Source organism: Mesorhizobium sp. B2-7-3, assembly GCF_006440715.1.
Lineage (GTDB): Bacteria > Pseudomonadota > Alphaproteobacteria > Rhizobiales > Rhizobiaceae > Mesorhizobium > Mesorhizobium australicum.
The window spans coordinates 376424-402464 of sequence record NZ_VFTY01000003.1 but is presented as its reverse complement, the minus strand read 5'-3'; the positions used below and the strand labels follow the sequence as shown (position 1 = coordinate 402464).

21 protein-coding genes and 1 pseudogene are annotated in these 26041 nt (G+C 63.8%); 12 read left to right on the top strand and 10 right to left on the bottom strand.

All coding sequences use genetic code 11. The annotated features are described in order from the left end of the window. Nucleotides 1–21: 21 nt before the first annotated feature. Together FJW04_RS09425 and FJW04_RS09420 are read right to left on the bottom strand one after the other, a co-directional pair. On the bottom strand, nt 22–900 hold the full coding sequence (locus FJW04_RS09425; RefSeq protein ID WP_140713917.1) for a DMT family transporter: 879 nt from the start codon (nt 898–900) through the stop codon (nt 22–24). A gap of 483 nt (nt 901–1383) precedes the next feature. Then, nucleotides 1384–1549, bottom strand: a pseudogene (locus FJW04_RS09420) (CadC-family transcriptional regulator); the annotation flags it as partial. A 74-nt stretch (nt 1550–1623) separates the two neighbouring features. Here FJW04_RS09420 and FJW04_RS09415 point away from each other — a divergent pair. Further along, complete coding sequence (locus FJW04_RS09415) at nt 1624–2145, top strand: hypothetical protein (protein ID WP_015316141.1); 522 nt, start codon at nt 1624–1626, stop codon at nt 2143–2145. A 334-nt stretch (nt 2146–2479) separates the two neighbouring features. On the opposite strand, the gene FJW04_RS09410 is transcribed toward FJW04_RS09415, so the two are convergent. Then, nucleotides 2480–3085, bottom strand: a complete 606-nt coding sequence (locus tag FJW04_RS09410; protein WP_015316140.1) for an NADPH-dependent FMN reductase — start codon at nt 3083–3085, stop codon at nt 2480–2482. 90 nt (nt 3086–3175) lie between these two features. On the opposite strand from FJW04_RS09410, the gene FJW04_RS09405 reads away from it, so the two are divergent. Then, a complete protein-coding gene (locus FJW04_RS09405) occupies nt 3176–3544 on the top strand; it encodes a helix-turn-helix domain-containing protein (protein ID WP_015316139.1) in 369 nt (122 codons plus the stop codon). A gap of 490 nt (nt 3545–4034) precedes the next feature. Here the strand turns inward: FJW04_RS09405 and FJW04_RS09395 are convergent, their stop codons facing one another. Both FJW04_RS09395 and FJW04_RS09390 read right to left on the bottom strand, forming a co-directional pair. Further along, nucleotides 4035–4430 (bottom strand): acyl-CoA thioesterase, encoded by a 396-nt coding sequence (locus tag FJW04_RS09395; RefSeq protein ID WP_140664901.1) that lies wholly within the window; start codon nt 4428–4430, stop codon nt 4035–4037. A 205-nt stretch (nt 4431–4635) separates the two neighbouring features. Continuing rightward, a complete protein-coding gene (locus FJW04_RS09390; protein ID WP_140713676.1) occupies nt 4636–5577 on the bottom strand; it encodes a phosphoribosylaminoimidazolesuccinocarboxamide synthase in 942 nt (313 codons plus the stop codon). A 248-nt stretch (nt 5578–5825) separates the two neighbouring features. Between FJW04_RS09390 and FJW04_RS09385 the strand changes: the two genes are divergently transcribed. The 3 genes from FJW04_RS09385 to FJW04_RS09375 are packed head-to-tail and all read left to right on the top strand — an operon-like array spanning nt 5826 to nt 9567. Then, the gene (locus tag FJW04_RS09385; RefSeq protein WP_140713915.1) at nt 5826–7442 is read left to right on the top strand and encodes a GMC family oxidoreductase N-terminal domain-containing protein; all 1617 of its coding nucleotides are present in this window, start codon (nt 5826–5828) and stop codon (nt 7440–7442) included. Continuing rightward, nucleotides 7439–8653: a mandelate racemase/muconate lactonizing enzyme family protein gene (locus FJW04_RS09380; protein WP_140713674.1), complete on the top strand. Its 1215-nt coding sequence runs from the start codon at nt 7439–7441 to the stop codon at nt 8651–8653. The genes FJW04_RS09385 and FJW04_RS09380 overlap by 4 nt, the downstream gene beginning before the upstream one ends. Continuing rightward, entirely contained in the window at nt 8650–9567 is a 918-nt protein-coding gene (locus tag FJW04_RS09375) for an NAD(P)-dependent oxidoreductase (protein ID WP_140713672.1), read from the top strand. Before FJW04_RS09380 ends, FJW04_RS09375 begins: the two co-directional genes overlap by 4 nt. Nucleotides 9568–9910: 343 nt before the next feature. On the opposite strand, the gene FJW04_RS09370 is transcribed toward FJW04_RS09375, so the two are convergent. Next, nucleotides 9911–10849, bottom strand: coding sequence for a diacylglycerol kinase family protein (locus FJW04_RS09370; RefSeq protein WP_015316133.1), 939 nt, complete (start codon nt 10847–10849; stop codon nt 9911–9913). Nucleotides 10850–11733: 884 nt separating this feature from the next. Between FJW04_RS09370 and FJW04_RS09365 the strand changes: the two genes are divergently transcribed. The 3 genes from FJW04_RS09365 (at nt 11734) to FJW04_RS09355 (ending at nt 13988) form a co-directional block, all read left to right on the top strand. Next, on the top strand, nt 11734–12168 hold the full coding sequence (locus FJW04_RS09365; protein WP_140617720.1) for a hypothetical protein: 435 nt from the start codon (nt 11734–11736) through the stop codon (nt 12166–12168). Nucleotides 12169–12174: 6 nt separating this feature from the next. Beyond that, nucleotides 12175–13305 carry a hypothetical protein gene (locus FJW04_RS09360; RefSeq protein ID WP_140713670.1) on the top strand — a complete coding sequence of 377 codons (1131 nt, stop codon included), beginning with the start codon at nt 12175–12177 and terminating at the stop codon, nt 13303–13305. 161 nt (nt 13306–13466) lie between these two features. Next, nucleotides 13467–13988, top strand: a complete 522-nt coding sequence (locus tag FJW04_RS09355; protein WP_140617718.1) for a hypothetical protein — start codon at nt 13467–13469, stop codon at nt 13986–13988. 17 nt (nt 13989–14005) lie between these two features. On the opposite strand, the gene FJW04_RS09350 is transcribed toward FJW04_RS09355, so the two are convergent. Both FJW04_RS09350 and FJW04_RS09345 read right to left on the bottom strand, forming a co-directional pair. Next, on the bottom strand, nt 14006–15628 hold the full coding sequence (locus FJW04_RS09350; protein ID WP_140713668.1) for an FAD-binding oxidoreductase: 1623 nt from the start codon (nt 15626–15628) through the stop codon (nt 14006–14008). 180 nt (nt 15629–15808) lie between these two features. Then, entirely contained in the window at nt 15809–16051 is a 243-nt protein-coding gene (locus tag FJW04_RS09345; RefSeq protein WP_015316128.1) for a DUF1344 domain-containing protein, read from the bottom strand. A gap of 561 nt (nt 16052–16612) precedes the next feature. On the opposite strand from FJW04_RS09345, the gene FJW04_RS09340 reads away from it, so the two are divergent. After that, a complete protein-coding gene (locus FJW04_RS09340) occupies nt 16613–16984 on the top strand; it encodes a DUF2314 domain-containing protein (protein WP_246673769.1) in 372 nt (123 codons plus the stop codon). 17 nt (nt 16985–17001) lie between these two features. Here the strand turns inward: FJW04_RS09340 and FJW04_RS09335 are convergent, their stop codons facing one another. Together FJW04_RS09335 and FJW04_RS09330 are read right to left on the bottom strand one after the other, a co-directional pair. Then, complete coding sequence (locus tag FJW04_RS09335) at nt 17002–17961, bottom strand: DUF3137 domain-containing protein (protein ID WP_140713667.1); 960 nt, start codon at nt 17959–17961, stop codon at nt 17002–17004. Between the two features lie 95 nt (nt 17962–18056). Beyond that, nucleotides 18057–19130, bottom strand: coding sequence for a CapA family protein (locus FJW04_RS09330; RefSeq protein WP_181172907.1), 1074 nt, complete (start codon nt 19128–19130; stop codon nt 18057–18059). Between the two features lie 143 nt (nt 19131–19273). Between FJW04_RS09330 and FJW04_RS09325 the strand changes: the two genes are divergently transcribed. From FJW04_RS09325 to uvrB, 3 genes are all read left to right on the top strand, one after another. Continuing rightward, nucleotides 19274–20530 (top strand): hypothetical protein, encoded by a 1257-nt coding sequence (locus FJW04_RS09325; RefSeq protein WP_140713665.1) that lies wholly within the window; start codon nt 19274–19276, stop codon nt 20528–20530. Between the two features lie 520 nt (nt 20531–21050). Continuing rightward, nucleotides 21051–22649, top strand: coding sequence for a DUF2778 domain-containing protein (locus FJW04_RS09320; RefSeq protein ID WP_140713663.1), 1599 nt, complete (start codon nt 21051–21053; stop codon nt 22647–22649). A gap of 117 nt (nt 22650–22766) precedes the next feature. Further along, nucleotides 22767–25931 carry an excinuclease ABC subunit UvrB gene (gene uvrB, locus FJW04_RS09315; RefSeq protein WP_140713661.1) on the top strand — a complete coding sequence of 1055 codons (3165 nt, stop codon included), beginning with the start codon at nt 22767–22769 and terminating at the stop codon, nt 25929–25931. Nucleotides 25932–26041: the final 110 nt, after the last annotated feature.

Sequence of the window (26041 nt, the reverse complement as noted above, 5' to 3'; positions counted from 1 at the left end):
GTGGGCGGGAAGCTGACGCCATCAGAGAGCGGCTTCGATCGGCTCGGCAAGCCTGGGATTTGAGCGTGCCGCGATCAGGCAACTGGTGACGATGAGACCCGCTCCCGCCAGCGTGGTCCAGGTCACCGCCTCGTCGAAGAAGAGGAAGCCAAGTGCGAACGCCCAGATGAAGGCGGAGTATTCCGTCGGGATCAGATACTGCGCTTCCGCCCGCGCATAGGCCCAGCTCATCAGGAATTGGCCGGCGAGCGACAGCGCCGTCACGCCGGCGAGCGGAAGCCAGAGCTCGCGCGGCAGGGTAATGGCCAGCCAGGGTGACGCGAGACCAAGGAAGACCGCCACGCAAAGGTTCTGGAACAGCATGATCTCGATCGGCTTGGCCACCAGCGCCTGCTGCCGCGCAAGGATCAGATTGTAGGCATAGAACACCGTCGACACCAGCACCGCCGCCGTGCCGAGCAAGGCATCCCTGGCATGGCTTGTCTGCCCGAACTGTCCACCGACGATGATTGCGACGCCCGCAATGCCGGCCAGCGAAGCCCAGATCGCCTGACGCTGTATGCGTTCGCCGAGCAGCAACGCCGCCAGCAGCAGGGCGAACAGCGGCGCCACGAAACTGAGCCCGATCGCCTCCGCCAGCGGCAGCCTGGCAAGCCCCCAGAAGAAGGACAGCAGGACAAAGCCGACGACCGCGGCACGCAGCGCATGCAGCCTGAGCACGGAAGGCTTGGGCAGCGTGCGCGGTCCCGCCGACCAGCCGGCTCCGGCAACCACGGTCGCGAGCATGCTGCGCCACAGCACCGTGTTGTAGACGCCGACGGCAAGGACCAGGACCTTCATCGCCGCGTCCATCCCCGACAGCAGGAAGATGCCAAGCGCGCAGACAAGCACCGGGATCATGGGAGAAACGGCGCCTGCCAGGCTGGACGACTTCACGAGGCCCTCATGTGACGGATCGCAGTCGGATATATCAGGGCGGACCGGCGGGGCCAGATGGCAGCCCCGCCGACATGGCGGTCCAACCATGGCGACTTGTGGAATGGCTGGGAAAGCTCGCAGCGAGCCCGCCAACCATTGCCGGCTTGTCTAGCGGCGCGTGACCGCGAAAGCGGATATCTGAGCATCGAGTCTCGGCCATGGCATGACGGACCGGCTTTTGCGCTATTCTGGCAAGTCCGCCTTCCGAAGGCCCTCGATATAGTTGTCACGGTCTTCCACCCGTTGAAACGGGGCAGCACCTCCGCGAGTCCGAAAGCCGCAATGTGGGATCGAGTTCGCGCAGGCGCGCATCTTCTCCGCTTCAGAAAGCTGTCCCGCCAAGGCATGACTTGCCATCGCGACACGCATCGCGCTCGCGTAGTTCGGCTGCGAGCGCAAAGATCTCGGTTTGCACTTGGCACGTTCGATTTCAGCCTCCTCGATCTTCGGCGTGATTGCGCCGACTATGTTTGAGGCGATCTGATCCTGGAGATCAAAGATCTCCGCCAGAGTGCCGTCAAAAACAGTCGGCCCATAAATGGAGGCCGGTGGAAGAGTCGAGGAGCTGTCCTGTACGGCCAACGTTTTGGCGGCAAGAGATTTGAGTTAGGATGACTCAGCACTGGCGCGCTATAGAGCACCCTTATGAACGAATCTGCCAATAGAGCAGACAGCAACACAGCAGTCGCGAGCGACCTTGCCGACGGCGATCCCCGCCTTGCCTTCATTTATCAGGAGGCAGTGAGAGGCCTCAATCACCAGCAGAACCTCGTCGAGAACATGAACGCCCGCGCTGGCAGCCTCATCTTCGCCACTGCGTTCGCCAACTCGCTGCTTGGCGGAAGGGCGCTTTCCGACGGGCTTGGGCTTTGGGACTGGATCGCGGTGGTTCTGCTGTTCGTCATCGGCGGGCTGATCGTCTTCTTGCTTTGGCCCTACCACAAATACACGTTCCGCTTCGACCCAGAAGAGCTGCTCCATCAATATGTCGACGGCGACAGGCCAGCAAACATGTCGGCCATGCAGCGCGCGCTCGCCCTTCGCATCAAGGCGGACATGGTCAGCAACTGGCGCATTATCCAGCGGCTTCGGGTGGCATTGCAGATTGCGCTGGTCCTTCTGTTGTTCGACATCCTGGCCTGGCTTTTCGCGATCGCGGGTATTTGAGCCGTTCGATATTCGGAGCCGACCCGACCTGGACCGACGACCGCCCTTTGAGGTGGCAGTCTGCCGACGAGCAGCTTCGGGAACTAAGGCATCAGCACGACCTTGCCGGTCGAGCCGCCCTCTTCGGGCAAAGGACGAGCACGTGGCTCCCGGGACGGGCGCCTTCGCAAGAGCGCTGTGTCTGCGGCACCCTCACCTGCTTGCGAGGCGCTGAGGGGCGGCGCGGCGTTGCATGCAGATCTTTCGCGCAGCCGCAACTCCTTGCAGGAACGCGAAAAAAGGGCGACGCAAGCGCCGCCCCATATCCCTTGGGAGGACAATCCGATCCGGCGGATCAGGCCGCCTGGGCTTCTCCGGCGACGGCATCGGCGGCGCGGGCGGCCTTCAGCACCTTGGCCCACCAGGCGACGTCGTTGACCAGCGCGGTGGCGGCCTGGTTCAGGTGCTCGAGATCTTCGAGCTTCTTCTCGCCCTGGCGCACGGCCAGGAAATCGCCCCAGGCGATATGGACCGCGGACTTGACCGGCGCCATCTGCAATTCGACGGCGTGGAGACGAAGCTGTTCGACGGCGCGGGCGCCACCGACGCTGCCATAGCCGACAAAGCCGGCCGGCTTCTTGTTCCACTCGTTGGCGGCGTAGTCGATCGCATTCTTCAGCACGGCCGTCGGGCCGTGATTGTATTCGGCGGCGGTGAAGATGAAGCCGTCGAATCCGGCGACCTTCTTCTGCCAGCGCTGTGCGACTTCGTTCTGCGACGGCGCCCAGGCGGAAGACGCGACCTCATCGAAGAAGGGCAGCGGAAAGTCGCGCAGATCGACAATTTCGACATCGATGTCGGCATGTGCCTTGGCGATCTTGGCGATCCACTGCGTCGGCACGTCGGCGAAGCGGGCAGCGCGCGTCGAACCGATGACAATGGCGATTTTGGGCTTGGACATAAGGGGCTCTCCTTGCGGGAATTTTTGGTATCGTTTGGATACCGGCGCTATATGTGATACTGACAATTTGATGCGCAAGGAGGCACGTTTTTGTTACTGAGGCACCCGCATAACACCGAGGACTGCCGCGCCGTGTCGGAAATCCTGCAGCGCGTCGGCGACAAATGGACCGTGCTCGTGGTCGGCAAGCTGGGCGGCGGACCGCTGCGTTTCAACGAATTGCGCGCCGCCGTCGGCGGCATCTCCCAGAAGATGCTGACCACCACCTTGCGCGGCCTGGAGCGTGACGGCTTCATCACCCGCAAGGTGTTTCCAACCATTCCGCCGCGCGTCGATTACGAGCTGACGGAGCTCGGTCACGAGTTGCTGGTGCCGGTCGGCGCGCTCGGCGAATGGGCCCGCAAGAACACCCAGCGTGTCCAGTCGGCACGCGCCAGATTCGACGACATGCACGCCTGAAGCCCATGCGCGGCAAGGGATTCGGGACCTGCACTGAGCGGCTCTAGCTGCCCAAGCGAAGTCACGGCTCCTTGAAAGCGACTGGACCTAAAGGCGACTTGGAAACAGTCCATGGCGCTCGATGCCGGCCCGACGCGCCCGGCCCCCTCTCGACGGTAACACACATTCCAACGGCAGCCAGTCAGGCCCTTCGCGCCAAGCAAGGCGTCTGGCTGCAGATCGTGCACGTCGCTGTTCGCTGCTTCGCATCCGTCGTGTCATGCAGGCAGGCGGTGCGCCCAAGGTCCTGTTTGACTTCGGCGTAAGCGGTTATGCCGAGCAGGCAGACAAGGGCCACGAGAGCCGCCGCAAGCCAGCCGTTCAACAGGTGTTGACGCATTGTCTTCCTCCGGTGCCCCGCAGAATTGCGCTTTGAAGGCAACGGCAGCATGTCGCTGAACGCATCGCTTCGCTCGGGCGATGTTACAAATGCCCGGGCTTGGCGGTCGAATCAGCTCTCGGCGGGAACCACCTTCGGCTTGCCCTCGCCGTCGAGCGCCACCATGACGAAATCGGCGTGCGTCACCTTTTCCATCAGGTCGGAAAGGTAGCGCTGCGCCCAGGCCTCGACCTTGAGCGTCATCGAGGTGCGGCCGACGCGTTCGACATGGGTGTAGATGCACAGCGTGTCGCCGATCTTCATCGGCTTGGCGAACGACATTTCCTTGACCGCCGCCGTCACCACGCGGCCCCTGGCGCGCTCAGCGGCGCGGATGCCGCAGGCAAGATCCATCTGCGCCATCACCCAGCCACCGAAAATGTCGCCTGCGGCATTGGCGTCCGAAGGCATGGCCAGGGTGCGCAGCGTCAGGTCTCCGATCGGCCGTCCGTCCGCGTACTGCACCATGGGCAGAATCCTCAAGCAGTGATGGTCATCGATCCCGTATCGCCGCTACGGGAATAGGTCAACGCGCGGCGGCTGCTGTTTCCTCGCCCCAAGGCCATAGGCTAACCCTGCATTCGCCCGGTTGTGCCTGATTTTCAGCGGCTTCGGGTGTCAGGGAGGGTTTCCTCCAATCGCCGAGGAACGCGGTTCCTGGAGATCGCACCTCTCAGAAATAACGTGCAAGGTTAGCGCGGATGCGGTCGAGAACCGTATCCCCGGAAATGTCGGGAACGAATGCCTTGCCGGTGATCGCCTCGTAAGCCTGGGCATACACCCCAGAGGCCTGTTCGACGATCTCGTCCGGAATCCTCGGGATCGGGTCCTTGTAGGGATCGCAGCGCGCCGTCACCCATGAGCGGATGAAATCCTTGTCGAAGCTCTCCGGCCGCGTGCCATCAGCCAGCGCCTGTTGGTAGCTCGCCGCGATCCAGTACCGGCTGCTGTCGGGCGTGTGGATTTCGTCGGCGAGAATGACCGCCCCGTCCTTGTCTGTCCCGAATTCGTATTTCGTGTCGGCCAGGATCAGGCCGCGTTCGGCTGCGCGCGCCTGGCCGCGGGCGAACAGCTTCAAGGCATAATCCGAAACCGTGTCCCACTGCTCCTGCGTGAGCAGGCCCTGCTCCAGGATCTCGGCCCTGGACAGCGGCTCGTCATGGCCGCCGTCGGCCGCCTTGCTGGTCGGCGTGATGACCGGCTCGGCCAGCCTCTCATTGTCGCGCAGGCCGTCTGGCAGGCGCATTCCATACATGTCCCGTTCGCCGCGTCGGTAGCGGGTCAGGATCGAGGTGCTGGTGGTCCCCGCCAGATAGCCGCGCACGACGATCTCGACCGGCAGTATGTCGAGCCTTGTGCCGACGACGACGTTGGGGTCGGGATATTCCAGCACATGGTTCGGGCAGATGTCGGCGGTTTCCTCGAACCAGTACCGCGCCGTCCGGGTGAGGATCTCTCCCTTGAACGGGATCGAGGTCAGGATGATGTCGAAGGCGCTGAGACGGTCGGTGGCGATGATGATACGCCTGCCGTCGGCCAGGTCGTAATTCTCCCGGACCTTGCCTTTGTAATAGCCCGGCAGTTCGGGAATGAAAGCATCCGACAGGACACGCATGGGTTCTCCTGCCTTTGCGCGGAGTGGCCAGGGGCATGATTCCGAAAAGTTTCGGAAAAAATCATGCCGAAATGATGCTATCCGCATAGTCCGTCGACCCCATGCATATCAAGCGCGATTGTCGGCATTCCCCGAAAGCCGGCCGGTATACCAGTCGCTTTTTTCACAACCGATGCCGGAAGGCGCGGCGACGCGGCGAACCCATGGCGTCTAGGCTGCGCCAGATTTCCGGAGCCGCCATTTTCATCATGCAGACCTATGACTTCATCATCGTCGGCTCCGGCTCGGCCGGCTCGGTTCTGGCCGACAAACTGTCGGCTTCGGGCCGCTTCTCGGTGCTGGTGCTGGAAGCCGGCGGCAGCGACCGGCGCTTCTACGTGCAGATGCCGCTCGGCTACGGCAAGACCTTCTTCGATCCCACGGTGAACTGGAACTACAAGACCGAGCCGGATCCCGGCCTCGGCGGCAATGTCGACCACTGGCCGCGCGGCAAGCTGCTTGGCGGGTCAAGCTCGATCAACGCCATGGTCTGGATCCGCGGCGCCCGCGAAGACTTCGATGACTGGCGCGCCGCCGGCAATCCCGGCTGGGGCTATGACGATCTGTTGCCGGCCTTCAAGGCGCTCGAGGACAATGAAGCCGGCGCCGACGCATGGCGCGGCAGCGGCGGTCCCCTGCACATCAGCGACACCACCGATGCCGTACACCCGCTGACGAAGCGCTATCTCACCGCAGGCCAGCAGGCCGGTCTGCCGCTCAATCCCGATTTCAATGGTGCTGCCCAGGAAGGCGTCGGCATCTACCAGATCTCGACCAAGAACGGCCGCCGCATGTCGGCCGCCCGTGCCTTCCTGCGCCCGGCGATGAAGCGCGCCAATGTGCGCGTGGAGACCAACGCGCTGGCAAGCCGCGTCTTGTTCGAAGGCAAGCGCGCCGTCGGCGTCGAGTATTTGCAGAACGGTCAGACCAGGACGGCCCGCGCCGGCCGCGAAATCATCCTGTCCGCGGGTTCGATCAACTCGCCGCAGCTCATGCAGCTCTCCGGGGTGGGTCCGGCGGCGCTGCTTGAAGGCTTGGGCATCCCGGTCGTGCATGCCAACGAGAATGTCGGCGCCAATCTGCAGGACCATGTCGGCATCAACTACACCTTCAAGGGCAAGCTGCCGACGCTCAACCAGATCCTGCGGCCCTGGTGGGGCAAGCTTTTGGTCGGCATGCAGTACATCCTGACCCGGTCCGGCCCTCTGTCGCTGTCGATGAACCATGGCGGCGGCTTCTTCCGCACCGATCCGGCGTTCTCCCGCCCCAACATGCAGCTCTATTTCCAGGCCTTCTCGACCCTCATCCCGAAGAACGGCGAGCGTCCGATCCTGACGCCGGATCCGTGGCCGGGCTTCTCCATCGGCCTGTCCAACTGCCGGCCATCGAGCCGCGGCGAGATCATGATCCGCTCCAGCAATCCGCTCGACTATCCCAAGATCATCGCCAACGCCTATTCGACCAATGCGGACGTCACCGAGATGCTCGACGCGGTGAAATTCGTGCGCAAGATCGCCTCGATGCCCGCCATGGCCGAGATCATCGCCGAAGAGGTGCTGCCCGGTCCGTCGATCCGGTCCGACGCCGACCTGATCACCGATTTCAGGAAACGCTCCGGCACCGTCTATCACCCGGTCTCGACCTGCCGCATGGGACCCGATCCCTCGCGCTCCGTCGTCGATCCGCGCCTCAAGGTGCACGGGCTCGAAAGCTTGCGCATCATCGACGCCTCGATCTTTCCCGACAACATCACCGGCAACACCAACGCCGCCTCTGTCATGACCGGGTGGAAGGGCGCCGAACTGGTTCTGGAGGACCACACATGAAGATCACCGACGTCAAGACCTGGGTTGTCGGCAACCCGCCACCCGGCATCGGCGGCAAGTATTTCATCTTCGTCAAGCTCACCACCGATGGCGGCGTGGTCGGCTATGGCGAGGCCTACAACGCCACCTTCTCCGCCCATGTCACGGCCAAGCTCGTCGAGGACATGGCCGAGCGCTATCTGATCGGCCACGATCCGCACGACATCGAGAACTTCTTCCGCCGCGCCTATTCCTCCGGCTTCACCCAGCGCCCCGACGTGACCGGCATGGGCTGTTTTTCCGCACTCGAAATGGCTTGTTGGGACATCGTCGGCAAGGAAGCCAACAAGCCGGTCTACAAGCTCCTTGGCGGCCAGGTGCACGAGACGCTGCGCTCCTACACCTATCTCTATCCGCACACCGGCAGCGTCCATTCCGAGGACGCGCCGGATGGCAGGAATGTCTATAACGACCCGGAGATGGCGGCGGCCTGCGCGCTCGAATATGTCGAGCAGGGGTTCAATGCCGTCAAGCTCGACCCGGCCGGCCCCTACACCGCCTTCGACGGCCATCAGCCGCGCCTCGTCGACATCGATGTCTCGACCCGCATGATCAAGGCGATCCGCGAGGCGGTCGGCACCCGCGCCGATATCCTGTTCGGCACGCACGGCCAGTTCACGGCATCGGGCGCGCTGCGCATGGCGCGCGCCATCGAGCCTTATGATCCGCTGTGGTTCGAGGAGCCGGTGCCGCCCGACATGCCCGAAGTGATGGCGCAGGTCGCCCGCGCGACTTCGATCCCGATCGCCACCGGCGAGCGGCTGACGACCAAATCCGAATTCGCCCGTGTCATCGAGAACCGCGCCGCCACCATCCTGCAGCCGGACCTCGGCCGCTCCGGCGGCATTCTGGAAACCAAGAAGATCGCGGCCATGGCCGAGGCCTATCACATCCAGGTCGCGCCGCACTGCTATTGCGGGCCGATCGTCGGTGCCGCCAACATCCAGCTCGCGGTGACGCTGCCCAACTTCCTGATCCTGGAATCGCTGAAGCAGTGGGACGGTTTCCACGCCACGCTGTTGAAGAAGAAGATCGAATGGCAGGACGGCAATGTCATCCCGTCGAATGAGCCGGGCCTCGGCGTCGAGCTGAACGAGGCGGTCTGCGACGCCCATCCCTACACCGGCAAGGACCTGCATCTGCAGATGATGCAGACGCCGCTGATGCCGTGAGCGAAAGCTACGCCTTCATCGGCCTTGGCCATCTCGGCGGCAATCTTGCCGCCAGCCTGATCCGCAACGGCTTTGACGTCACCGTCGTCGACCGCGACCCCGCCGCCGTCGAGCGCCTTGTCGCGCTCGGCGCGACGGCCGCCAATAGCCCGGCCGAAGCCGCGGCGCGGGCCGGCAATGCCATCACGTGCCTGCCTTCGCCAAAAGTCAGCGAGGCGGTGCTGGGCGGCCCGGGCGGATTGCTGGAAGGGCTGCCCAGGGGCGGCACCTGGATCGAGATGTCGACCAACGGCCGCGACGAGATTTTGCGGCTGGCCGCCCTCGCCTCGGCCAAGGGGATCGAGACGCTGGAATGCCCGGTCACCGGCGGTGTGCATCTGGCGGCGGCCGGCAAGATCACCGCGCTGGTCGGCGGCGACGTCCCCCTCTACGAGCGTCACCGCCCGGCCATCGAAGCGATGTGCGCCAAGTCGTTCCTGATGGGCCCGACCGGCTCGGCGGCGGTGATCAAGGTTATCACCAACATGCTGGCCTTCATCCATCTGGTCGCCGCCGGCGAGGCGCTGATGCTGGCCAAGCAAGGCGGGCTCGACCTCGCGCAATCCTACCACGCCATCGTCGCGTCTTCAGGCAACAGCTTCGTCCACGAGACCGAAAGCCAGTTGGTGCTGAACGGCTCCTACGACATCGGCTTCACCATGGACCTTGCGCTGAAGGACCTTGGCTTTGCGCTGACCATGGCCGAACAATCCGGCGTGCCGCTCGATCTGGCGTCGCGCGTCAACGCGATCTTCGAGCAAGGCAAGGCGGCTTATGGCGGCGATGCCTGGTCGACCCAGATCGTCAAATTGCTTGAAGATACCGTCGGCACCGACCTGCGCGCGCCGGGCTTTCCGGCCAGGCTGGAAATATGAACTAGCAAATAAAATCAAGATGTTGGGCGAGCATCTAGAATCATAGCGGCAACAACTTGAATCAGAGCTGCAACATCTCGACCGGTTTCTCGGGCGAGAGTTTCGATCGGACTGCATGGCTCGGCGATTGGCGGGAGACACCCCTTCCTTTCGTCATCCTCGGGCTTGACCCGAGGATCCATCCCGTAACATCAAGGCGCTGCAACGGTGCTGATTTCGGCTCCGCCGCACTCTTCGGCCAATATCACGGCATGGATCCCAGTGTCTCCGCGACGGAGCTTCGCTCCTGCTTCGCCCTGGGATGACGACGTTGAGACGCTCCACCGCCGGGCTGTGCCTTGATTCAATATCTCACCAGCAACGCACCAGGCAGGATCTCGAAGGTGGCGGGTATGCGCCCCGGTGACTCGCCGTCTATGTCGACCAGCGCGCCATTCTTCTCGACGTCGCCGAGCGGTTCGACAACCACTTTCCTGCCGCGCAGGATGGTGATCGCTGGATGGTTGCGGTGCCGCCCACCATAGAGCAGGCGGATGTCCCAGATCAGCTTCAGCTTGCCCGCCGCGCGCAGGATGACGATGTCGAACCGTCCATCGGTCAGTTCGGCATCGGGCGCGATCATCATGCCGCCGCCGAAGAATTTGCCATTGGCCACCGCCACCAGCGCCATGCGCGCCTCGACCGGCGTGCCGTCGTCGACTGTGATCCGCACGTCCTGGAAGCGGTAGCGGATGAACTCGACCACGGTGCGCCACAGGAACAGCGCCTTGGCCGACATCCTGCCCTTGCGCTTGTCGGCATTGACGGCGCGATCAGTGGCGCCCGACAGGCCAAGGCTGGCGATGTTGATGAAGTGGCGGCTGGCCAGCGCGCCATGGTCGTCGATATAGCAGATGCGGCCGGCATCGACCGCCCTGGCCTTCGCCCCGGCAATCCGTTCCAGCGTCGCGCCGATCTCCTTCGGCAGGCCGAGCCCGCGCGCGAAGTCGATGCCGGTGCCGCACGGCAGCAGGCCAAGCTCGGTCGTCCTGCCGCCCTCCTCGCGGGCCTGCAGCAAGCCGTCGGCCACCTCGCTCGCCGTGCCGTCGCCGCCGGCCGCGATCACCAGGTCGAAGCCGTTTGCCGCGAGATCGAGCGCCAGCCGCTCGGCGTCGCCTTCGGCCTGCGTCTCGCGCAGTTCGAAATCGCCGAAGTGCTTTTTCAGCGCGGCGGCGACGTCAGGCCAATGCCGTTTCAGCCGGCCGCCGCCGGCAATCGGATTGAGCACCACCCCGACCTTCAAGTTTCGCCCTCCCCGACGCCGGACCTGGATGCCCGATCCTTTGCCGGCATTCAAACTCGTACCGGCCGGCGGAGCAAGGGCGCGTTCGGCCATGGACGCCAAAAAGCGCGGGGCAGGCTGTCTAAGGCCTTCGCGCTTGAACTTCCCTGGCTTCTGGCATTGGTCCCCGATAATCCCGCTATCCACAGGGGCGCGGCCATTCCCCAAACCCCTTACCCGGCGTAAGTTGAACCCATCTCAGGCGGCTACCGATCATCAAGCCGAAAGGCGAAGTGAAAGGCGGATTTCCTGAGGCCCGTACGGCCCGGAACGAGAGCAGGCTTGCTTGTTCAAGGGACGGAAGCCGAGACCTACGGGGCCGCGGAAAGCGTGCCAACGCCGACGGCGGACCGATGCTGCCATGAAGGACGGCAAAAACCTTCGATGGCACGCAGGGCAAAGGCCCGCGAGGGCCAAGACCGGCGTGGTCTGGAACGGATGCTGCTCTCGGGTGGCTTCTGGCAGGACCGTCAAAATCAAGGCCGGCATGGCGCGACGACTTTACGGAAGTTGCTGCCGCGACCGTGTCCTGATCTGACAGGGAGGCGCTGGGAGAAATCCCGGCGCCGACTGTCTTTTGGCTCTCCCACGCAATTTTTACGGTGTTTCCGGTTGGGGCTGCAACCGGCGGCAAAATCAGCTAACGTTCGACGTCGTCAGAGCCCGTTTGAAAACGCGCTCTGCCGAGTCGGATGGCGTGGTTTTCGAGAACCGAAGCACAGCGGACCTTTGGGTCCGTGAGCACAGTTCTACTGCGGTGCAGTAGAACGCGGAAGCGCAGAAAACCGCGTCAGGCGGCTGGCAGAGTAGCGTTTACAAATGGGCTCGTAGAAGGGGGATACTTCATGACGCTGATCCAGAAGCTTGCAGTCGCCTACGCGTTCTTGTTCTTCGGCGTCGTGGCCATCGGCTACATTCCGGCCTTCAACGATGCAGACGGCAATCTGTTCGGCCTGTTCTCATTGCAATGGTACGACGACCTGCTGCACGCCTTCTCCGGCGTCTGGGCGTTGGCCGCCGCCTTCATCTCGCATCGCCAGGCGGTGTTCTATTTTAAGCTGTTCGGCTCGGTCTACCTGTTCGACGGCGTGCTCGGGCTGATCACCGGCTCAGGCTGCCTCGATGCCGGTATCTTCATCAACGGCTTCCGCTCCCTCAACGACATCGAATTCCCTGCCCGCTTCTTCGCCAACCTGCCGCACATCGTCATTGGCGGCATCGCCGTCTATATCGGCTTCTGGCTGTCGAAGCGCATCTACGACCACTTCGCCACGGCCTGACGGGCCATGTTCCTGTTCCGCTTGATAAAGCGCATCGTCAAGGCGATCCTCTGGCTGATCGTCATCGTCATCCTGATCCCGATCGCCGGGCTGGCCTATGGCTTCCTGACGACGCCGGCGCTCGACAGGACGCCGCTGCCAGGCATTGCCGACGGCGCGCCGCCCAAGGCACTGGCCGACAAGGTGCGCGCCGAAATCCTCGGCTACCAGCGGCCGGAGGAGTCGACCTTCCTCACCTACCCGGAATGGGCGATCGTCTACGCCGCGCGCGAATATGCCGGTTTCGTCGCCAAGGACCAGCCGAGCGGCTTTCCCTATTGGTCCTATGTCGGCCGCTTCTGGCAAGACTATGCCACGGTGATCCGCGCCAGTTCTCCCTACAGGTTCAACTACGCCAACCACCAGATGCTGGTCATCATCGGCACCAGCCATTCGATCGAGCATATCCTGCAATGGGCCTATGAGAACACGGTCGGTCGCATCACCGAGGCGACGTCAGCCAAGCGCACGGCGGCCGACATCTACCAGGCCAAGGTGGCTGCGGAGTATGCTTCTTTCCTCGATCAGGTGCCGTGGTACCAGTTCCCTTATGCCGAGAAGCGCGCCGGGCTGTTCGCGGTGCAGCCGGCGCCTGGTGACAGTTCCATCCGCACCAGCGAACGCAAGCTTGCCTTCGGTCTCGCCGACACCATCAAGCAAGGCTATGCCGACCTGATCACCAAGGCGCTTGCCGCGACCTCCGACCCGGCCTTCCTCGATGTCCATGTCTGGGCCAGGGGGCCGGTCGGCGAAGCTACCCGCAACGAGCCCGACACCTTGCTGGAACGCGATTATGGCGCGGACGGCACCGTCTTCGTCACCAAGCGCTATCAGGTGTTCACCGACATGATCCCGCGGCTGATCGACAAGGGTGTCTCCTTTGTCGAGATCGGCGGCAATGATGAGATCATGGTCACGGTGCTGTCGACCGATACGATCGCCATTCCCGAAGGCATGCGCATCCTGTTCAGCTATCCGCTGCCGGCGGAGCCGTCGACACGCCGCACCGGCATGGTCGTGGCCGTGCGCAAGCTGCATCTGGTGCTGCCGTCGCTGATCAAGGCCGGCGCCAGGCTCGAACACGTCTACGACTACTGAGGCTTTTCAGCCACGCCTGGCCAGGATTGGCGAGCCGTCATGCTCATTCCACAATCGCGGCAAAATCCCGCCTTGTTCGCGCGCAATGGAAGATCGCATGTCGCCTGAAGGCGCGACATGCCTGACTGGGCTGCCGGGGGGCATCTCGAAGGGACGAGACTGTGATCAAGACCGCCCTTGTCGCCATGACCATTGTCGGCTGCGACTGCGACGCCAAGCTGTGCGAATATATCGGCGAGACGCCGGCCAAGTGGTCGACCATCGCCGATTGCGAAGCGGCGATGAAGAGCCAGATCCTGCACGAGCGCAATTTCAATTATCCGCTCGTGTCCGGCATCTGCCGCGCGAAGGGCTCGGCGTCCTCCTCGCACCTGGCCGCGATCGCGTCGGGCCCGGAACTGAAGCCCGCCAGCCGGACCGTCAGGACGGAAAGCCCGCTGCCGCCGGAACTCAGCCATCGGCCGAGCGTCCCGGTCGGTTCGCCCACGACGGCCCTGGACGCGGCCGCTGCCCGACCCGTCGCCTATGAACAGGTGGTCGACGGTGGAACCGGCGTGCTCTACCGCACGAAGAACGGCTACGCCGTGGTCAAGACCGATCTCGGCCGCGCCGCCTCGGCAACCGCCGACGCGGCAAAGCGCTCCGTGAACTGGCTGGCTGGGCTGATGCCGACGGGCCTGTAGGACGGCCTGCGTGCCGTCTACACCGTCCCGCTCAGCGCCTTGATGGCACGGTAGAAGGTCGAGGAAAACAATTCCGCCGGGTCATAGTGCCGCTTTACCTTCAGGAAGGCCGGCAATTCGGGATAGGACGCCAGCAATTCCTTGGCCGTGTAGTGCAATTGGTAAGGCAGGAAGAAGCGCCCGCCATGCTTGATCGTCACGTCGATCAGCGCCCGCGTCAGCGCCCGCATCCTGGCATTGCCATCGGCATCGGCCGGCTGGTTGATATAGAGCACCAGCGAATAGGCCGGCTCCGGCGCGTAGGTCAGCGCCACGTCCTCGTTGTGGACGATGCGCACCGAGGCGTTGAGCACCGGCAGATCCTGGTTGCGCAGGATCTCGCGCGCTTCCGCGATGAATGGATTATAGCTCGCGCGTGGAATAAAATATTCGTGCAGTATGTCGGTCTCATTCACGAGGTCGTTGAACAGATACGGCACCGAATCGTGCATCGGGTTGTTGCGGGTGACGAGACAGGCCTCGCCCTGGGCAAGCGCCGAGCTACGCGGCACCGTACAACTCTCGAATTTCGGCTCCAACGTCTTTTCGGTGAACCATTTCAGTTCCTGGAACGCACTGCCCCATTTGGCCATGTTCATGATCACCCGCTTCAGGCCGACGCCATCGGGTTCGCCGAGCGCCGGCTGGTCGGCCGGCGGCTGCTCCGCCACTCTATCGTAGCGGTAGACGATCATGTCCTCTAGGAAATTGCCCGGCGCGGTCGACAGATGCCCGTAGAACAGGCCGATGTCCTTGTTCGGCTCCAGCACCTCGGCGAAGAATTTCGGGAAATCGTCGGATCTGATGATCTCGCGCGAGGTGCGGTAGACGGCATTGTCGACGATATCGAGCGTCGCCTCCAGCACCACGCCGAACAGACCGTAGCCGCCGACGACATGTCGGAACAGCTCGATGTTTTCGGTTGGCGAGCAGGTGGTCACCGACCCGTCCGCCAGCATCACCCGCATCGAGCGGATGGAGCCGGCCACCGAGCCCGCCTGATGGTCCATGCCATGCGCGTTCACCGACAGCGAGCCGCCGACCGAAAAAATATCGGTCGACTGCATCGCCTTCACCGCGAAGCGCGGATGCAGCATGGTCTGGATATCGTGCCAGCACGCGCCCGGCTGCAAGGTCATGGTCTTGGCCGCGGCATCCACCGTAACCTTGCTGAACTTTCTCATATCCAGGACCAGCGCATTGTCGTCGAAAGCATGCCCGCCCATCGAATGGCGGATGGCCGCCAGCGACACTTTCAGCCCGTTGGCGCGTGCGAAGGCGAGCGCCTTGGCGATATGCTCTTCCTCGCTGACCTCGACGACGCCATAGACCGGCGTCCTCGACAGACCGCTGGCATCGTTGATGTCGCCGCCCTTGGCCAGCCAGGGCAGCGACGGATCGAAGGCGGGCGGGCTCGCGATCGGCTTCAGCGGCAGTGCGATGCCGTCTACATCGGCGATGCGTCCGCTGTTCTTCGGCCCTGACGGGCCTCGCGCCAGCCGCGCCACGGTGGTGCCGCCCCACAGCACGGCGCCGCCAAAAACAGCCGCCCCCAGCAGCAGCCGCCGCGACAGGCGAAATCCCTTTTGTTCCTCGGCCATGCGGATCCCCCGGCGGCCAAGGAATAGCGCGGCCTTTTGGCAAAGACCATAGCGTCGCTGCCGCAACGGCGTTCCGCCGCCGCCGTCGCCTGGCGGTGAGTGTCCAACCCAATGAAAATGGCCGGTTCCCCAAGGAACCGGCCAGATTGGAGCAGGGTCTCAAAGTCCGGTCGGCAGTCTCTATGAGGCCTTCTTGATCGACGTCACCATGCCGGTCTTGTCGTCGACGGTCACCGCCACCTTGGCGCCGACCTTCAGTTTCCCGACCGACGCATCGGGCGACAGCTGGTAGATCTTGCCGTCGTCGAGGGTGACCGACTTGGTTGTCGGATCGACGGCCTGGATGGTGCCCTGAACGGTCGCGGCATAGGCCGTGCCGAGGAAGGCGAGCAGAGCGGCGGTGGTTGCGAGGGTCTTCTTCATGGATAGCACTCCGTGCTGTTTCGGTTTTCCGGTACCGCTTGGGAGAGGGCAGCACCGAACGGCCCGAGACTGGAACGAAACAGCTATCATCGGCAAATCACGTTGGGTGAATTTTCGCAAAGGATATCATAAGCTTAATTCCGACATATTGTCTGCGGCCGACATCATTCCGGGCCGCTTCGGTTCCCCCGGCGAGCGCATTTCCGTTCGCGAAAAGAGTCGTTTAGAGGGATTGTGGCGAGCGGTTGCGATCACGGCGAGGCCGCCGCAATCCGTCTCGAGCAGCATCACGAAACAGACCGCCGAGCCGTTATCGATACACATTTTGTGTCATGGATCAGTTCAGATCGCCAATTGAAATGGAGAAAACTCGCGCTCCGGTTGCAAATCTGGAACGGATGCCGGATGGTGCGCCGTTACCATGAGGGGGCCTTTCCATGAAGCTTGCAGTCCGGTCCATGATGTCCTTGATGATGTTGGCGTGTGCTCCGGGATCGGCCGGCGCGCAAGCCGCGATTCCGAAGTGACAAAGCGCTTATGTTTGCTACGGACGACCCCGAGATGGCGACGGCGACTGCAAAGGCTCTTGCCAGCCTGGATGAGTTCCTGGCCCTGGCCGGAACGCCGCCCTCTGGGACGGACAGGTTCAAATTGAAGGTCGAGGTGCGCGATGGGGATATCAGCGAGCACTTCTGGGTCATCCCGTTCCAGCGCACCGAAACGGGGTTCGTCGGCATATTGGCAAACGAACCGGCAGCTGTGCGCAATGTCGTCCTCGGCCAGGAGATAGAATTCACCAGGGACGATATTTCGGACTGGGGATATAGACACGACGGGCGGCAAGTAGGGAGCTTCACCGTGTGTGTGATGTTCAAGAGGATGTCGAAGGAAGAAGCGGACTACCTGCGCGACAAATCCGGTTACGATTGTTGATCGTTTGCCCAACCGGACTAGCTTGCGCCGATCTTGCGCACCAGTGCCGCGGTCGCCAGCATGGCACCCAGGTCCGAAATCATCGGTGCGACATGGCTGGCGTAGTCGAGCGGCACCGAAATATCAGGTAGCTCGAAAAAATTCTTCGGCTGCGGCAGGAGCAGAAAACCGTCGCTGCCGTTGAGCGCGACACGCGCGGGCTCGTCCGGCCAGGTTTCGCCGAGCCATTTCAGCGCTTGCGCCAGCCGGCCGGTCACCAGCGGCCGCGCCGCCTCGACATTGTTGGTGCGGAACTCGTAGGCGGCGTCGAGCTCCGGCACGCCGGACGGCAGTTCCTGCATCCTGGGCGCGAACATGCCTCGGAAAAAGCCGATCACACCGCTGGCACGTCGCGCCGCGACCAGTATTCCTGGAAACGGCTCGATGGTTTCGAAGGCGACGACGACGCCCTTGAATGTGGTCGCCTTGTTCTTGGTGGCGCCCCCGTCCCATAGGTCGGCTTCGTACAGTTCGAACGCAAATCCGTCATATCGTCCGGAGATGATATCGTCGAAGCGGCTCATGGTGAAACCGCCGACGGTCTCGCGCGGCAATCGGTCAAAAGAATGCGGCGTGACGTCATGCTGGTAGCGCATATCCCCAATGAAGCCGAAGATGATCGGCATCAGCGTCTGGCGAAACGATTGCTGCAGCCTCGCCGCCGGCCTGATCGCCCGGAAATAAAGCACGACCGCCACCACGAAGCCGACCACGTACAGAAATACGTGCGGCGTCGAGAACCATTGCTCGTTGGGATCGGCGACCGTGTTGAACAGCCACGCAATGAGCGCCACGAAGACGACCACCAGGCCAACGAACAACGGTGCGCGCCACTTGGCCGCGCGTGCCACCGAGGCCCTTTTCGCTTCGTAGACCTCGATGTCTTTCTTAATGGCTGCGATAGCAGCCGCGCCCGGCATGAAATCCGCTGTCTCCATCGCCAATCCCCGCCGCCAGTGTTGCCGCATGATAGCCATTTTCGCGGGAAAGTCGCCAGCGCTTACCCCTGCCCTGTCGTGGACCTGTCACGCGGTCAGGGCGACGCGTCCACAAGGGAAGCAGGAAAGATCGCGTCCAGGCGGCCCTCGATTTTTTGCCGCATGGGCTCGTCCAATGCCTCGACCGGCAGCAGCCGTTCGTGGTCTCCCGCACGCAAGCGCACAAAGGGATGAAACCAGTAGGACGCGACAGCGCCGCGCGTCTCCGCATCGGCGCTGACGTCCACGATGAAAATCCCACCAATCCGCCCCGGCCACGGCTGGCGGGCAAAAGCGGTGCCGAGGAAATCCCCGAGTCCATAGGCAATCACCGTCCCGCCGATCCGCTCCACCGGCTGAACGACATGCGCGTGATGGCCGGCGATCAGACCGACGCCCTGTCCGGACAGCCTCCGCGCCAGTGCCCGGGTTGCGGCGCGCGGAAAATGCCGGAACTCCCAATCCCAGTGCGGCACGGCACAGAGGAGATCGACCCCAGCACTAGCCTCGCGCGGCCAGCGCGCCGGATCGCCTTCCATCGAGACGCGGTCGGCAAACAGTCTCTCGTCGGCGTTGCGCCAGAGCGTGAAAGCGGCGAAGCCGAGAGCGAGCGGCCCGGCAGCGAAGCGTTCGACCGGACCCTTGGCGGCGAGGCCGATGGTGCCGATACCGAGCCGCTTCAACGCCGCGACCGTCGCGTCGAAACCGGCGACGCCCTGGTCGAACACATGATTGTTGGCCAGCGACAGGACCAGTTTTTCGCGCCCGATGCCGACCGCCGCGAGTGCCTCGGCCAGAAAGCGTTCGCTCATCGCATGATGCGTACCGAGCTTTGTCCCCAGCACGGCGCTCGGCCTGTCGACGACAGGGCTTTCGCAATTGCCGATCACCAGGTCGGCCGTGCCCAGCAGCGCCTTCATCGCCAGATCGCAGTCCGGCGCGCTCCGGTTGGCTACCGCCGAGATGTCGCCGATGAAGGCCAGCCGCACCGTCTGTCTCGGTGGCGGGTCCATCAGCGTCCCCGATGCCGGCGCAAATCCGGTGGCGCCACCGCCGAGCGACGGTTTCAGGAAACGCGGCAGCCAGGACAGTTTGTAGGAGAGCGGATAGTTCGACACGGCACGCCTCATCGTTGGCCTTCTGTAGACCGTCCGCCGGACCGGTTGAAGCGTGCCCGGCGACAATCATGCAACGATGTGGACAGCGTGCCGGCATCGACAGGCGCGGCGGCGCAAATCCGTGTATGGTCGCCGCGGCAAATGGGAGGGAAAAGATGACACGAATAGCAAGCCTGCTGGCATCGGCTTTCATTGTGCTCGTGCCGCTGTCGTCCGCATCGGCGGCCATGTCCGAAGCGGCAACCGCTTTGTTCGAGGCAAGGACCGTGGCCGCGCGCGACGGCGCGCTGTCGACCCTGGAAGCGGCCGCGCCGAAAGATCCAGCGTCAGCCTATGCCGCCGGCGCCGGCGAGTTCTTCACCGCGCTGGAACTGCTGGCCAGCGGCCTGCATCGCCATGGGTTTGAGAGCCCGCAATCCTTCATGCTGCCGCTGATGCAGCTGCCGGTACCGGCGAACCCCAATCCCGAGCCGCTGACCTACGAAGAGTTCCGCGCCATACTGGTGGCCTTCCGTGACCGGCTGGCAAAGTCCGCCACCACGCTTGGTTCGGTGCCGGCCGATGCCGATATCGGCATGGTCATCGACCTCACCCATGTCGGCATCGACCTCAACGAGGACGGCACCATCGCACCGGATGAAAGCATGGCGGCGATCATGGCGGCGCTGTCGCGCGGCGGCATCTCCCAGGGCGATACAGCCCCCGCGCTCACCTTCCGCTTCGACCGCGCCGACGGCTATTGGCTGCAAGGCTATGCCGAATTCCTGATGGCGCAGGCCGATTTCTGGCTGGCGCATGATTTCAAGGGCACGTTCGACGGCTCGTTCCACATGCTGTTTCCGCGCGCCAAGCTGCCGTTGCAGGACATCCTCGTGCCGCCGCCAAGCGAGATGGGCTCGAGCATCTTCTCCTCGGAATGGCGCATCGCCGACTTCATCTCGATGGTGCATCTCGTCAACTGGCCGGTTGTCGAACCGGAACGCCGCAAGGCGGCGCGCCAGGAGCTGCTCGAAATGATCCGGCTGTCGCGCGAGGACTGGAAGGCGATCCGCGCCGAGACCGACAATGACCGCGAATGGCTGCCCGGCCCGCAGCAAAAGGGCGAGAACCCGCTCACCGGCCTCGAAGTCGGCGAGGAGCAGGTGCAGGCCTGGCTCGCGACCCTGACGATGGCCGAGGACCTGCTCGAAGGCCGCGCGCTGCTGCCGCACTTCCGCATCACCGGCAAAGGGATCAACATGAAGCGCTTCTTCGACGAGCCTAAACCCTTCGACCTCGTACTCTCGATCACCGGTCCCGGCATCGCGCCTTATCTGGAGAGCGGCAAGATCCTGACCAGCGAGGATTTCGACCAGATCCAGCGCGAGTTTGGAGGTGGCGGGTTTTTGACGTTCGCACTGTGGTTCAACTGAGCGGCGCGGACAGCCGAACTTCGACTGATCCAAAGTAGAGAATCACGGACAGCGCCTAGAAATAGCTCCCTGGCGACGGTGCTCATGGCGGCCGCCTGCACCGACATCAATGGTGCCCTGCCGTCATGGAGCCGTCGACAATAAGAACCGGCGTTGGGGCGCCCGGCCGACAGGCATTTGGCGTGCCTCACTGTCCCGGAAGCGCCGAATCGCCTTTTGCGAGGATTAGCGAAGGCTGTTTCGCTTGACTCGCCCGGCAAAAACAGGCAGCAAAAAAGCCTTGGAAGGGCTGCAATACCGCGTGCATGGTCGTGGACGAGCCTTTTTCGGCACAAAGTCCACGTCTCTCGATTGGTTTTGAGAGGGATTGGTTAACCAACTTTGTCCATATTTTGAAGCAATCGGCAACTAACGACAGGCGCGGCAAACGCGTCGGGGACCACCTGGGATCACTCACAGAATGGTCGTCGCGGCTATCACAGCCGCGGACGTGGGAGCCGATTGGAGCAAGATTGGTTGCATGGCGTTGTTGAGTCGTAAAATTGTCGGGGACAGGCGTTGCAGCGGCGAGACCGCCTTCGAAGCGCCACGTGCCTCATCCTTCACCCCTGAACGGGTTGTCCGCTGGATTGCGGTGCCGGGCGTCAGCGCCGCCGTCGGCCTATGGCTGATCGGCACCATGGCCGGCCTTAGCTCTGTCGGTGCCTCGCTTTCGGTCACGTCGGTCGGCCTGCCGCAGACGCTGTCCATGCCGGGCACGCTCGCTCTCGCCGATCCGCTGAAGCAGCATTTCCTCAGCTCTTCGGCGCCCTTCATGACAGCCAATGCGCATGGCGGCGCGCAGGCGCTGCACGACCATGCCGTACAGTGCGGTGCCAGTTGCTTCAAGCTGGCCGCGATAACCTCCAAGGCGGAGAAATCCGGGCGCCTGGTGGCGCAGGCCAAGCCAACGCCGGCGAAGTCGAAATCGCAGCAGCGCTTCGAACTGATGGAAGCGTCGCTGTCGCCGACAAAGCTTGCCGCTGCCTTCGCCGGCGCGGGAAAGCCTGCGACCGCGGCCAGCACCCATCCAGTGATTTCCAGCGCCACTCCACGGATCACCGAGGCGTCCCTCGTGCCGTCCGTCCGGGTCATGGCCAGCCTGTCCAACGACATGCCGGCTCCGGCGGCGGAACGCTTCGCCCGCGCTGAAACGGGTTCCGTCGTGCAGACCGCGCCGGCGCCGATGGGCTTTGCCCAATCGGAAACGCCCGACAACGCGCAACTGGCGCTTGCCCTGGTCGAGTCGATGCCGGTCGAGGACGAAGCTTTCGCCTCGCCGCTGCCGATGACCGAATCCTCGCCCGATGTCGCGGTGGCGCCTGTCGAGACCCAGCAGGAACAGCCGGGCGACGCCGCTTCGCTGCCGGATGCGCTCACCGACGACGTGCCGCTGCCGACCCGCCGCCCGCAATATGACGCGCCGCGGCAACCCCGGATCGTGGAAGAGGACAAGCCGGCCGCACAGCCCAGGACCTTGGAGCAGAAGCCGGCGCCCCAGCCGAAGCCCGTCCAGCAAGCCAGGCAGCCGGCCCGGCAAGGCCGGACCCGTGATGGTGGCGACGTGCTGGCCTATGCCAAGCCGGACACGCCTTCGGGCGGCCTCGGCCAGGCGTTCAGGAACCTGTTCAACGGCCCGAGCGCCGGAAGCGGCGCCGGCCATGGCGTCGCCGTCTATGACATCAGCGCCAAGACCGTCTACATGCCCGACGGCCAGCGGCTCGAGGCGCATTCCGGCCTCGGCGCAATGGTCGACCAGCCGCGCTATGTCCACGTCAAGGATCGTGGCCCGACGCCGCCCAACACCTACAATCTGTCGCTGCGCGAATCCCGCTTCCACGGCGTCGAGGCGATCCGCCTGACCCCGACGAGCGGCGGCAACAAATACAACCGCAACGGCCTGCTCGCGCATACCTACATGCTGCGGGGCGGTCGCGCCGAATCCAATGGCTGCGTCGTCTTCAGGGACTATTCCCGCTTCCTCGCCGCCTTCAAGAAGGGCAAGGTCACCCGCCTCGTCGTGGTGGATCGCCTGAACGGATCGGCGACCCGGGTCGCGTCGAACGGAAGCGGCGCTTGAGATAAGGCGAAACCGTCCGCCACCTCCTGACAGCCTTCTGTCAGGAGCCTGACGCGACCGCCGGCCCGTCCTCATCGCGCTCTTTCCATTTTGGCCGAGAAATCCCATATTCGGGACATGGCCAAATCCCCCGATAAAAGAACGCCGCCGACGGCGAATGAGGACCGCGCCGCGCCGAAGCGGCGCAGCCCGCTGACCGATTTCCTCGACGCCTCGCAACCGCTGCACAAAGGCGGCTTCGCCGAGATGCCGCAGGCCGAATTGTCGGGCACGCCGCTGACCGGCTCGATCGCCGATTGGGCCGAGCAGATCGAGCAGGAGGCTGAACGGGAAGGACGCGCCGCGGGCAAAGGCGGCGGAGCCAAGTCGCCGAAGAAAATACCCGAGCGCTCCGCCGCGCCGGGCCGCACCGCGCGCGGCACCTCGATGGGCGGCGCCGCGTCGGCCCGCGAACGCACGGCGGCCGGCCTCAATCCGGTCGCCGGGCTCGACATCTCGCTGGAAGAAGCCGAGACGATGTCGTCCAGTGGCGTCACCGCCACGGTGGCCGCGCTCTCGGCGCTGATCGAATCCGGCAATCCGCTGCACAAGGACGGCGTGCTGTGGACGCCGCACCGCCCTGCCCGGCCGGAAAAATCCGAAGGCGGCATCGCCATCAAGATGGTGTCGGATTTCGAGCCCGCCGGCGACCAGCCGACCGCCATCAAGGATCTGGTCGAGGGCGTCGACAACAACGACCGCACCCAGGTGCTGCTCGGCGTCACCGGCTCCGGAAAAACCTTCACCATGGCCAAGGTGATCGAGGAGACGCAGCGCCCCGCTCTGATCCTGGCGCCCAACAAGACTCTGGCCGCGCAGCTCTATTCCGAGTTCAAGAAATTCTTCCCCGACAATGCGGTGGAGTATTTCGTCTCCTATTACGATTATTACCAGCCGGAAGCCTACGTTCCGCGCACCGACACCTTCATCGAGAAGGAATCCTCGATCAACGAGCAGATCGACCGCATGCGCCATTCGGCGACGCGTTCGCTGCTCGAGCGCGACGACGTCATCATCGTCGCCTCCGTATCCTGCATCTACGGTATCGGTTCGGTCGAGACCTACACGGCGATGACCTTCCAGATGCAGATCGGCGACCGGCTCGACCAGCGCGCTCTGCTCGCCGACCTCGTTGCCCAGCAGTACAAGCGCCAGGACATCAATTTCGTGCGCGGCTCGTTCCGCGTGCGCGGCGACACGATAGAGATCTTCCCGGCCCACCTTGAGGACCGCGCCTGGCGCATCTCGATGTTCGGCGACGAGATCGAGGCGATCACCGAGTTCGACCCGCTGACCGGCCAGAAGACCGGCGAGTTGAAGAGCGTCAAGATCTACGCCAACTCGCACTATGTGACGCCGCGCCCGACGCTCAACCAGGCGATCAAGTCGATCAAGGAAGAGCTCAAGCACCGGCTGGTGGAACTCGAGCGCGCCGGCCGCCTGCTCGAGGCGCAGCGGCTGGAGCAGCGCTGCCGCTTCGACCTCGAAATGCTGGAAGCCACCGGCTCCTGCGCCGGCATCGAGAACTATTCGCGCTACCTCACCGGCCGCCAGCCGGGCGATCCGCCGCCGACGCTGTTCGAGTACATTCCAGACAATGCGCTGGTCTTCATCGACGAGAGCCACGTCACCGTGCCGCAGATCGGCGGCATGTATCGCGGCGACTTCAGGCGCAAGGCGACGCTTGCCGAATACGGCTTCCGCCTGCCTTCCTGCATGGACAACCGGCCGCTGCGCTTCGAGGAATGGGACGCTATGCGCCCGCTTTCGGTCGCTGTCTCGGCAACGCCCGGCGGCTGGGAGATGGAGCAGTCCGGCGGCGTGTTCGCCGAGCAGGTCATCCGACCGACCGGCCTCATCGATCCGCCGGTCGAGGTGCGTCCGGCCAAGAGCCAGGTCGACGACGTCGTCGGTGAGATCCGCGACACCACCAAGGCGGGATATCGCACACTGGTGACGGTGCTGACCAAGCGCATGGCAGAGGACCTGACCGAATACCTGCACGAGCAGGGCGTGCGCGTGCGTTACATGCACTCCGACATCGACACGCTGGAGCGCATCGAGATCCTGCGCGACCTGCGCCTCGGCGCCTTCGACGTGCTGGTCGGCATCAACCTTTTGCGCGAAGGCCTCGATATTCCCGAATGCGGCTTCGTCGCCATTCTCGACGCTGACAAGGAAGGTTTCCTGCGTTCGGAAACCTCGCTGATCCAGACCATCGGCCGTGCCGCCCGCAATGTCGACGGCAAGGTCATCCTCTACGCGGACCAGGTCACCGGTTCGATGGAGCGGGCGATGGCCGAGACCAACCGGCGCCGCGAGAAGCAGATGGAGTGGAACGCCGCCAACGGCATCACGCCGGAATCGGTCAAGTCGCGCATCTCCGATATTCTGGACTCGGTCTACGAGAAGGACCATGTCCGCGCCGACATCTCGCAGTTCACCGACAGCGCCGGCGCCATGATGGGCAACAATTTCAAGGCCCATCTCGACGCGCTGGACAAGCAGATGCGCGACGCCGCCGCCAATCTCGACTTCGAAAAGGCGGCCCGCATCCGCGACGAGATCAAGCGGCTGCACGAGATGGAATTGTCGATCTCCGACGATCCGCTGGCGCGCGAGGTGGAAGGCCAAAGTCCGGCCTCTGGCCGCGAAAAGGGGAAGCACAACAAGGGCGTGGCCAAGCATCGGACATTGGAGGAACAGGAACGGTTCCGCAAGCTCGATCAGGCACGCGCCGCCGAAGAGGCAGCCAAGGCCGCCAGGCCCAACCTCTTCCGCAAGCCCGATCTCGACGAGATGGGCGCCGACGGCGCCGTGCCGGTGAAGAAGCCACTGTTCGCCAAGCCGTCACTGGACGACATGGGGCCAGGCACCGACATGCCGACGCCGTCAGGCGCGGTGTCGCGGTCGCTGTTCAAGAAGCAGTCGGCGGAAGAAGCGCATGGCTCCGACTTCGGCATCCCCGGCGATGCGACCAAGCCGCTGTTCAAAAAGAATTCGCTCGACGAGATGACGGTGCGCCGCACCGAAAAACCGGTAGAGGGAAAAGTGCCGGCGAAGCCACAGCCAATCTCCCCCGTGGGGGAGATGTCCGGCAGGACAGAGAGGGGCGCGAAGGATCGCGGCGATGCCGACAAGCCTATCGTCCGTCAACGCTCCGGCATCGGCTCCTACGAGGACCAAGGCGACGCCCGCCGCGAAAAGCGCCGGCCGGGCAAGACAGGCAGGCCCGGACGGTAGCAATTCTTCGCGCCCCCGCTGTCCCTCCAATATAGATCAGCTTTTCCTGCCACCTTGCCAGTGGTGGGACGAACCTATACGGGCCTTTCAATTCTGCTCTTCCGCTCCGA

Excerpts from the sequence above, each read along its gene's own strand:
- FJW04_RS09425 (WP_140713917.1), bottom strand. The coding sequence starts at position 900 with ATGATCCCGGTGCTTGTCTGCGCGCTTGGCATCTTCCTGCTGTCGGGG.
- FJW04_RS09415 (WP_015316141.1), top strand. The coding sequence starts at position 1,624 with ATGAACGAATCTGCCAATAGAGCAGACAGCAACACAGCAGTCGCGAGC.
- FJW04_RS09410 (WP_015316140.1), bottom strand. The coding sequence starts at position 3,085 with ATGTCCAAGCCCAAAATCGCCATTGTCATCGGTTCGACGCGCGCTGCC.
- FJW04_RS09395 (WP_140664901.1), bottom strand. The coding sequence starts at position 4,430 with ATGGTGCAGTACGCGGACGGACGGCCGATCGGAGACCTGACGCTGCGC.
- FJW04_RS09390 (WP_140713676.1), bottom strand. The coding sequence starts at position 5,577 with ATGCGTGTCCTGTCGGATGCTTTCATTCCCGAACTGCCGGGCTATTAC.
- FJW04_RS09385 (WP_140713915.1), top strand. The coding sequence starts at position 5,826 with ATGCAGACCTATGACTTCATCATCGTCGGCTCCGGCTCGGCCGGCTCG.
- FJW04_RS09380 (WP_140713674.1), top strand. The coding sequence starts at position 7,439 with ATGAAGATCACCGACGTCAAGACCTGGGTTGTCGGCAACCCGCCACCC.
- FJW04_RS09365 (WP_140617720.1), top strand. The coding sequence starts at position 11,734 with ATGACGCTGATCCAGAAGCTTGCAGTCGCCTACGCGTTCTTGTTCTTC.
- FJW04_RS09360 (WP_140713670.1), top strand. The coding sequence starts at position 12,175 with ATGTTCCTGTTCCGCTTGATAAAGCGCATCGTCAAGGCGATCCTCTGG.
- FJW04_RS09350 (WP_140713668.1), bottom strand. The coding sequence starts at position 15,628 with ATGGCCGAGGAACAAAAGGGATTTCGCCTGTCGCGGCGGCTGCTGCTG.
- FJW04_RS09345 (WP_015316128.1), bottom strand. The coding sequence starts at position 16,051 with ATGAAGAAGACCCTCGCAACCACCGCCGCTCTGCTCGCCTTCCTCGGC.
- FJW04_RS09340 (WP_246673769.1), top strand. The coding sequence starts at position 16,613 with ATGGCGACGGCGACTGCAAAGGCTCTTGCCAGCCTGGATGAGTTCCTG.
- FJW04_RS09335 (WP_140713667.1), bottom strand. The coding sequence starts at position 17,961 with ATGGAGACAGCGGATTTCATGCCGGGCGCGGCTGCTATCGCAGCCATT.
- FJW04_RS09330 (WP_181172907.1), bottom strand. The coding sequence starts at position 19,130 with ATGAGGCGTGCCGTGTCGAACTATCCGCTCTCCTACAAACTGTCCTGG.
- FJW04_RS09325 (WP_140713665.1), top strand. The coding sequence starts at position 19,274 with ATGACACGAATAGCAAGCCTGCTGGCATCGGCTTTCATTGTGCTCGTG.
- FJW04_RS09320 (WP_140713663.1), top strand. The coding sequence starts at position 21,051 with ATGGCGTTGTTGAGTCGTAAAATTGTCGGGGACAGGCGTTGCAGCGGC.
- uvrB (WP_140713661.1), top strand. The coding sequence starts at position 22,767 with ATGGCCAAATCCCCCGATAAAAGAACGCCGCCGACGGCGAATGAGGAC.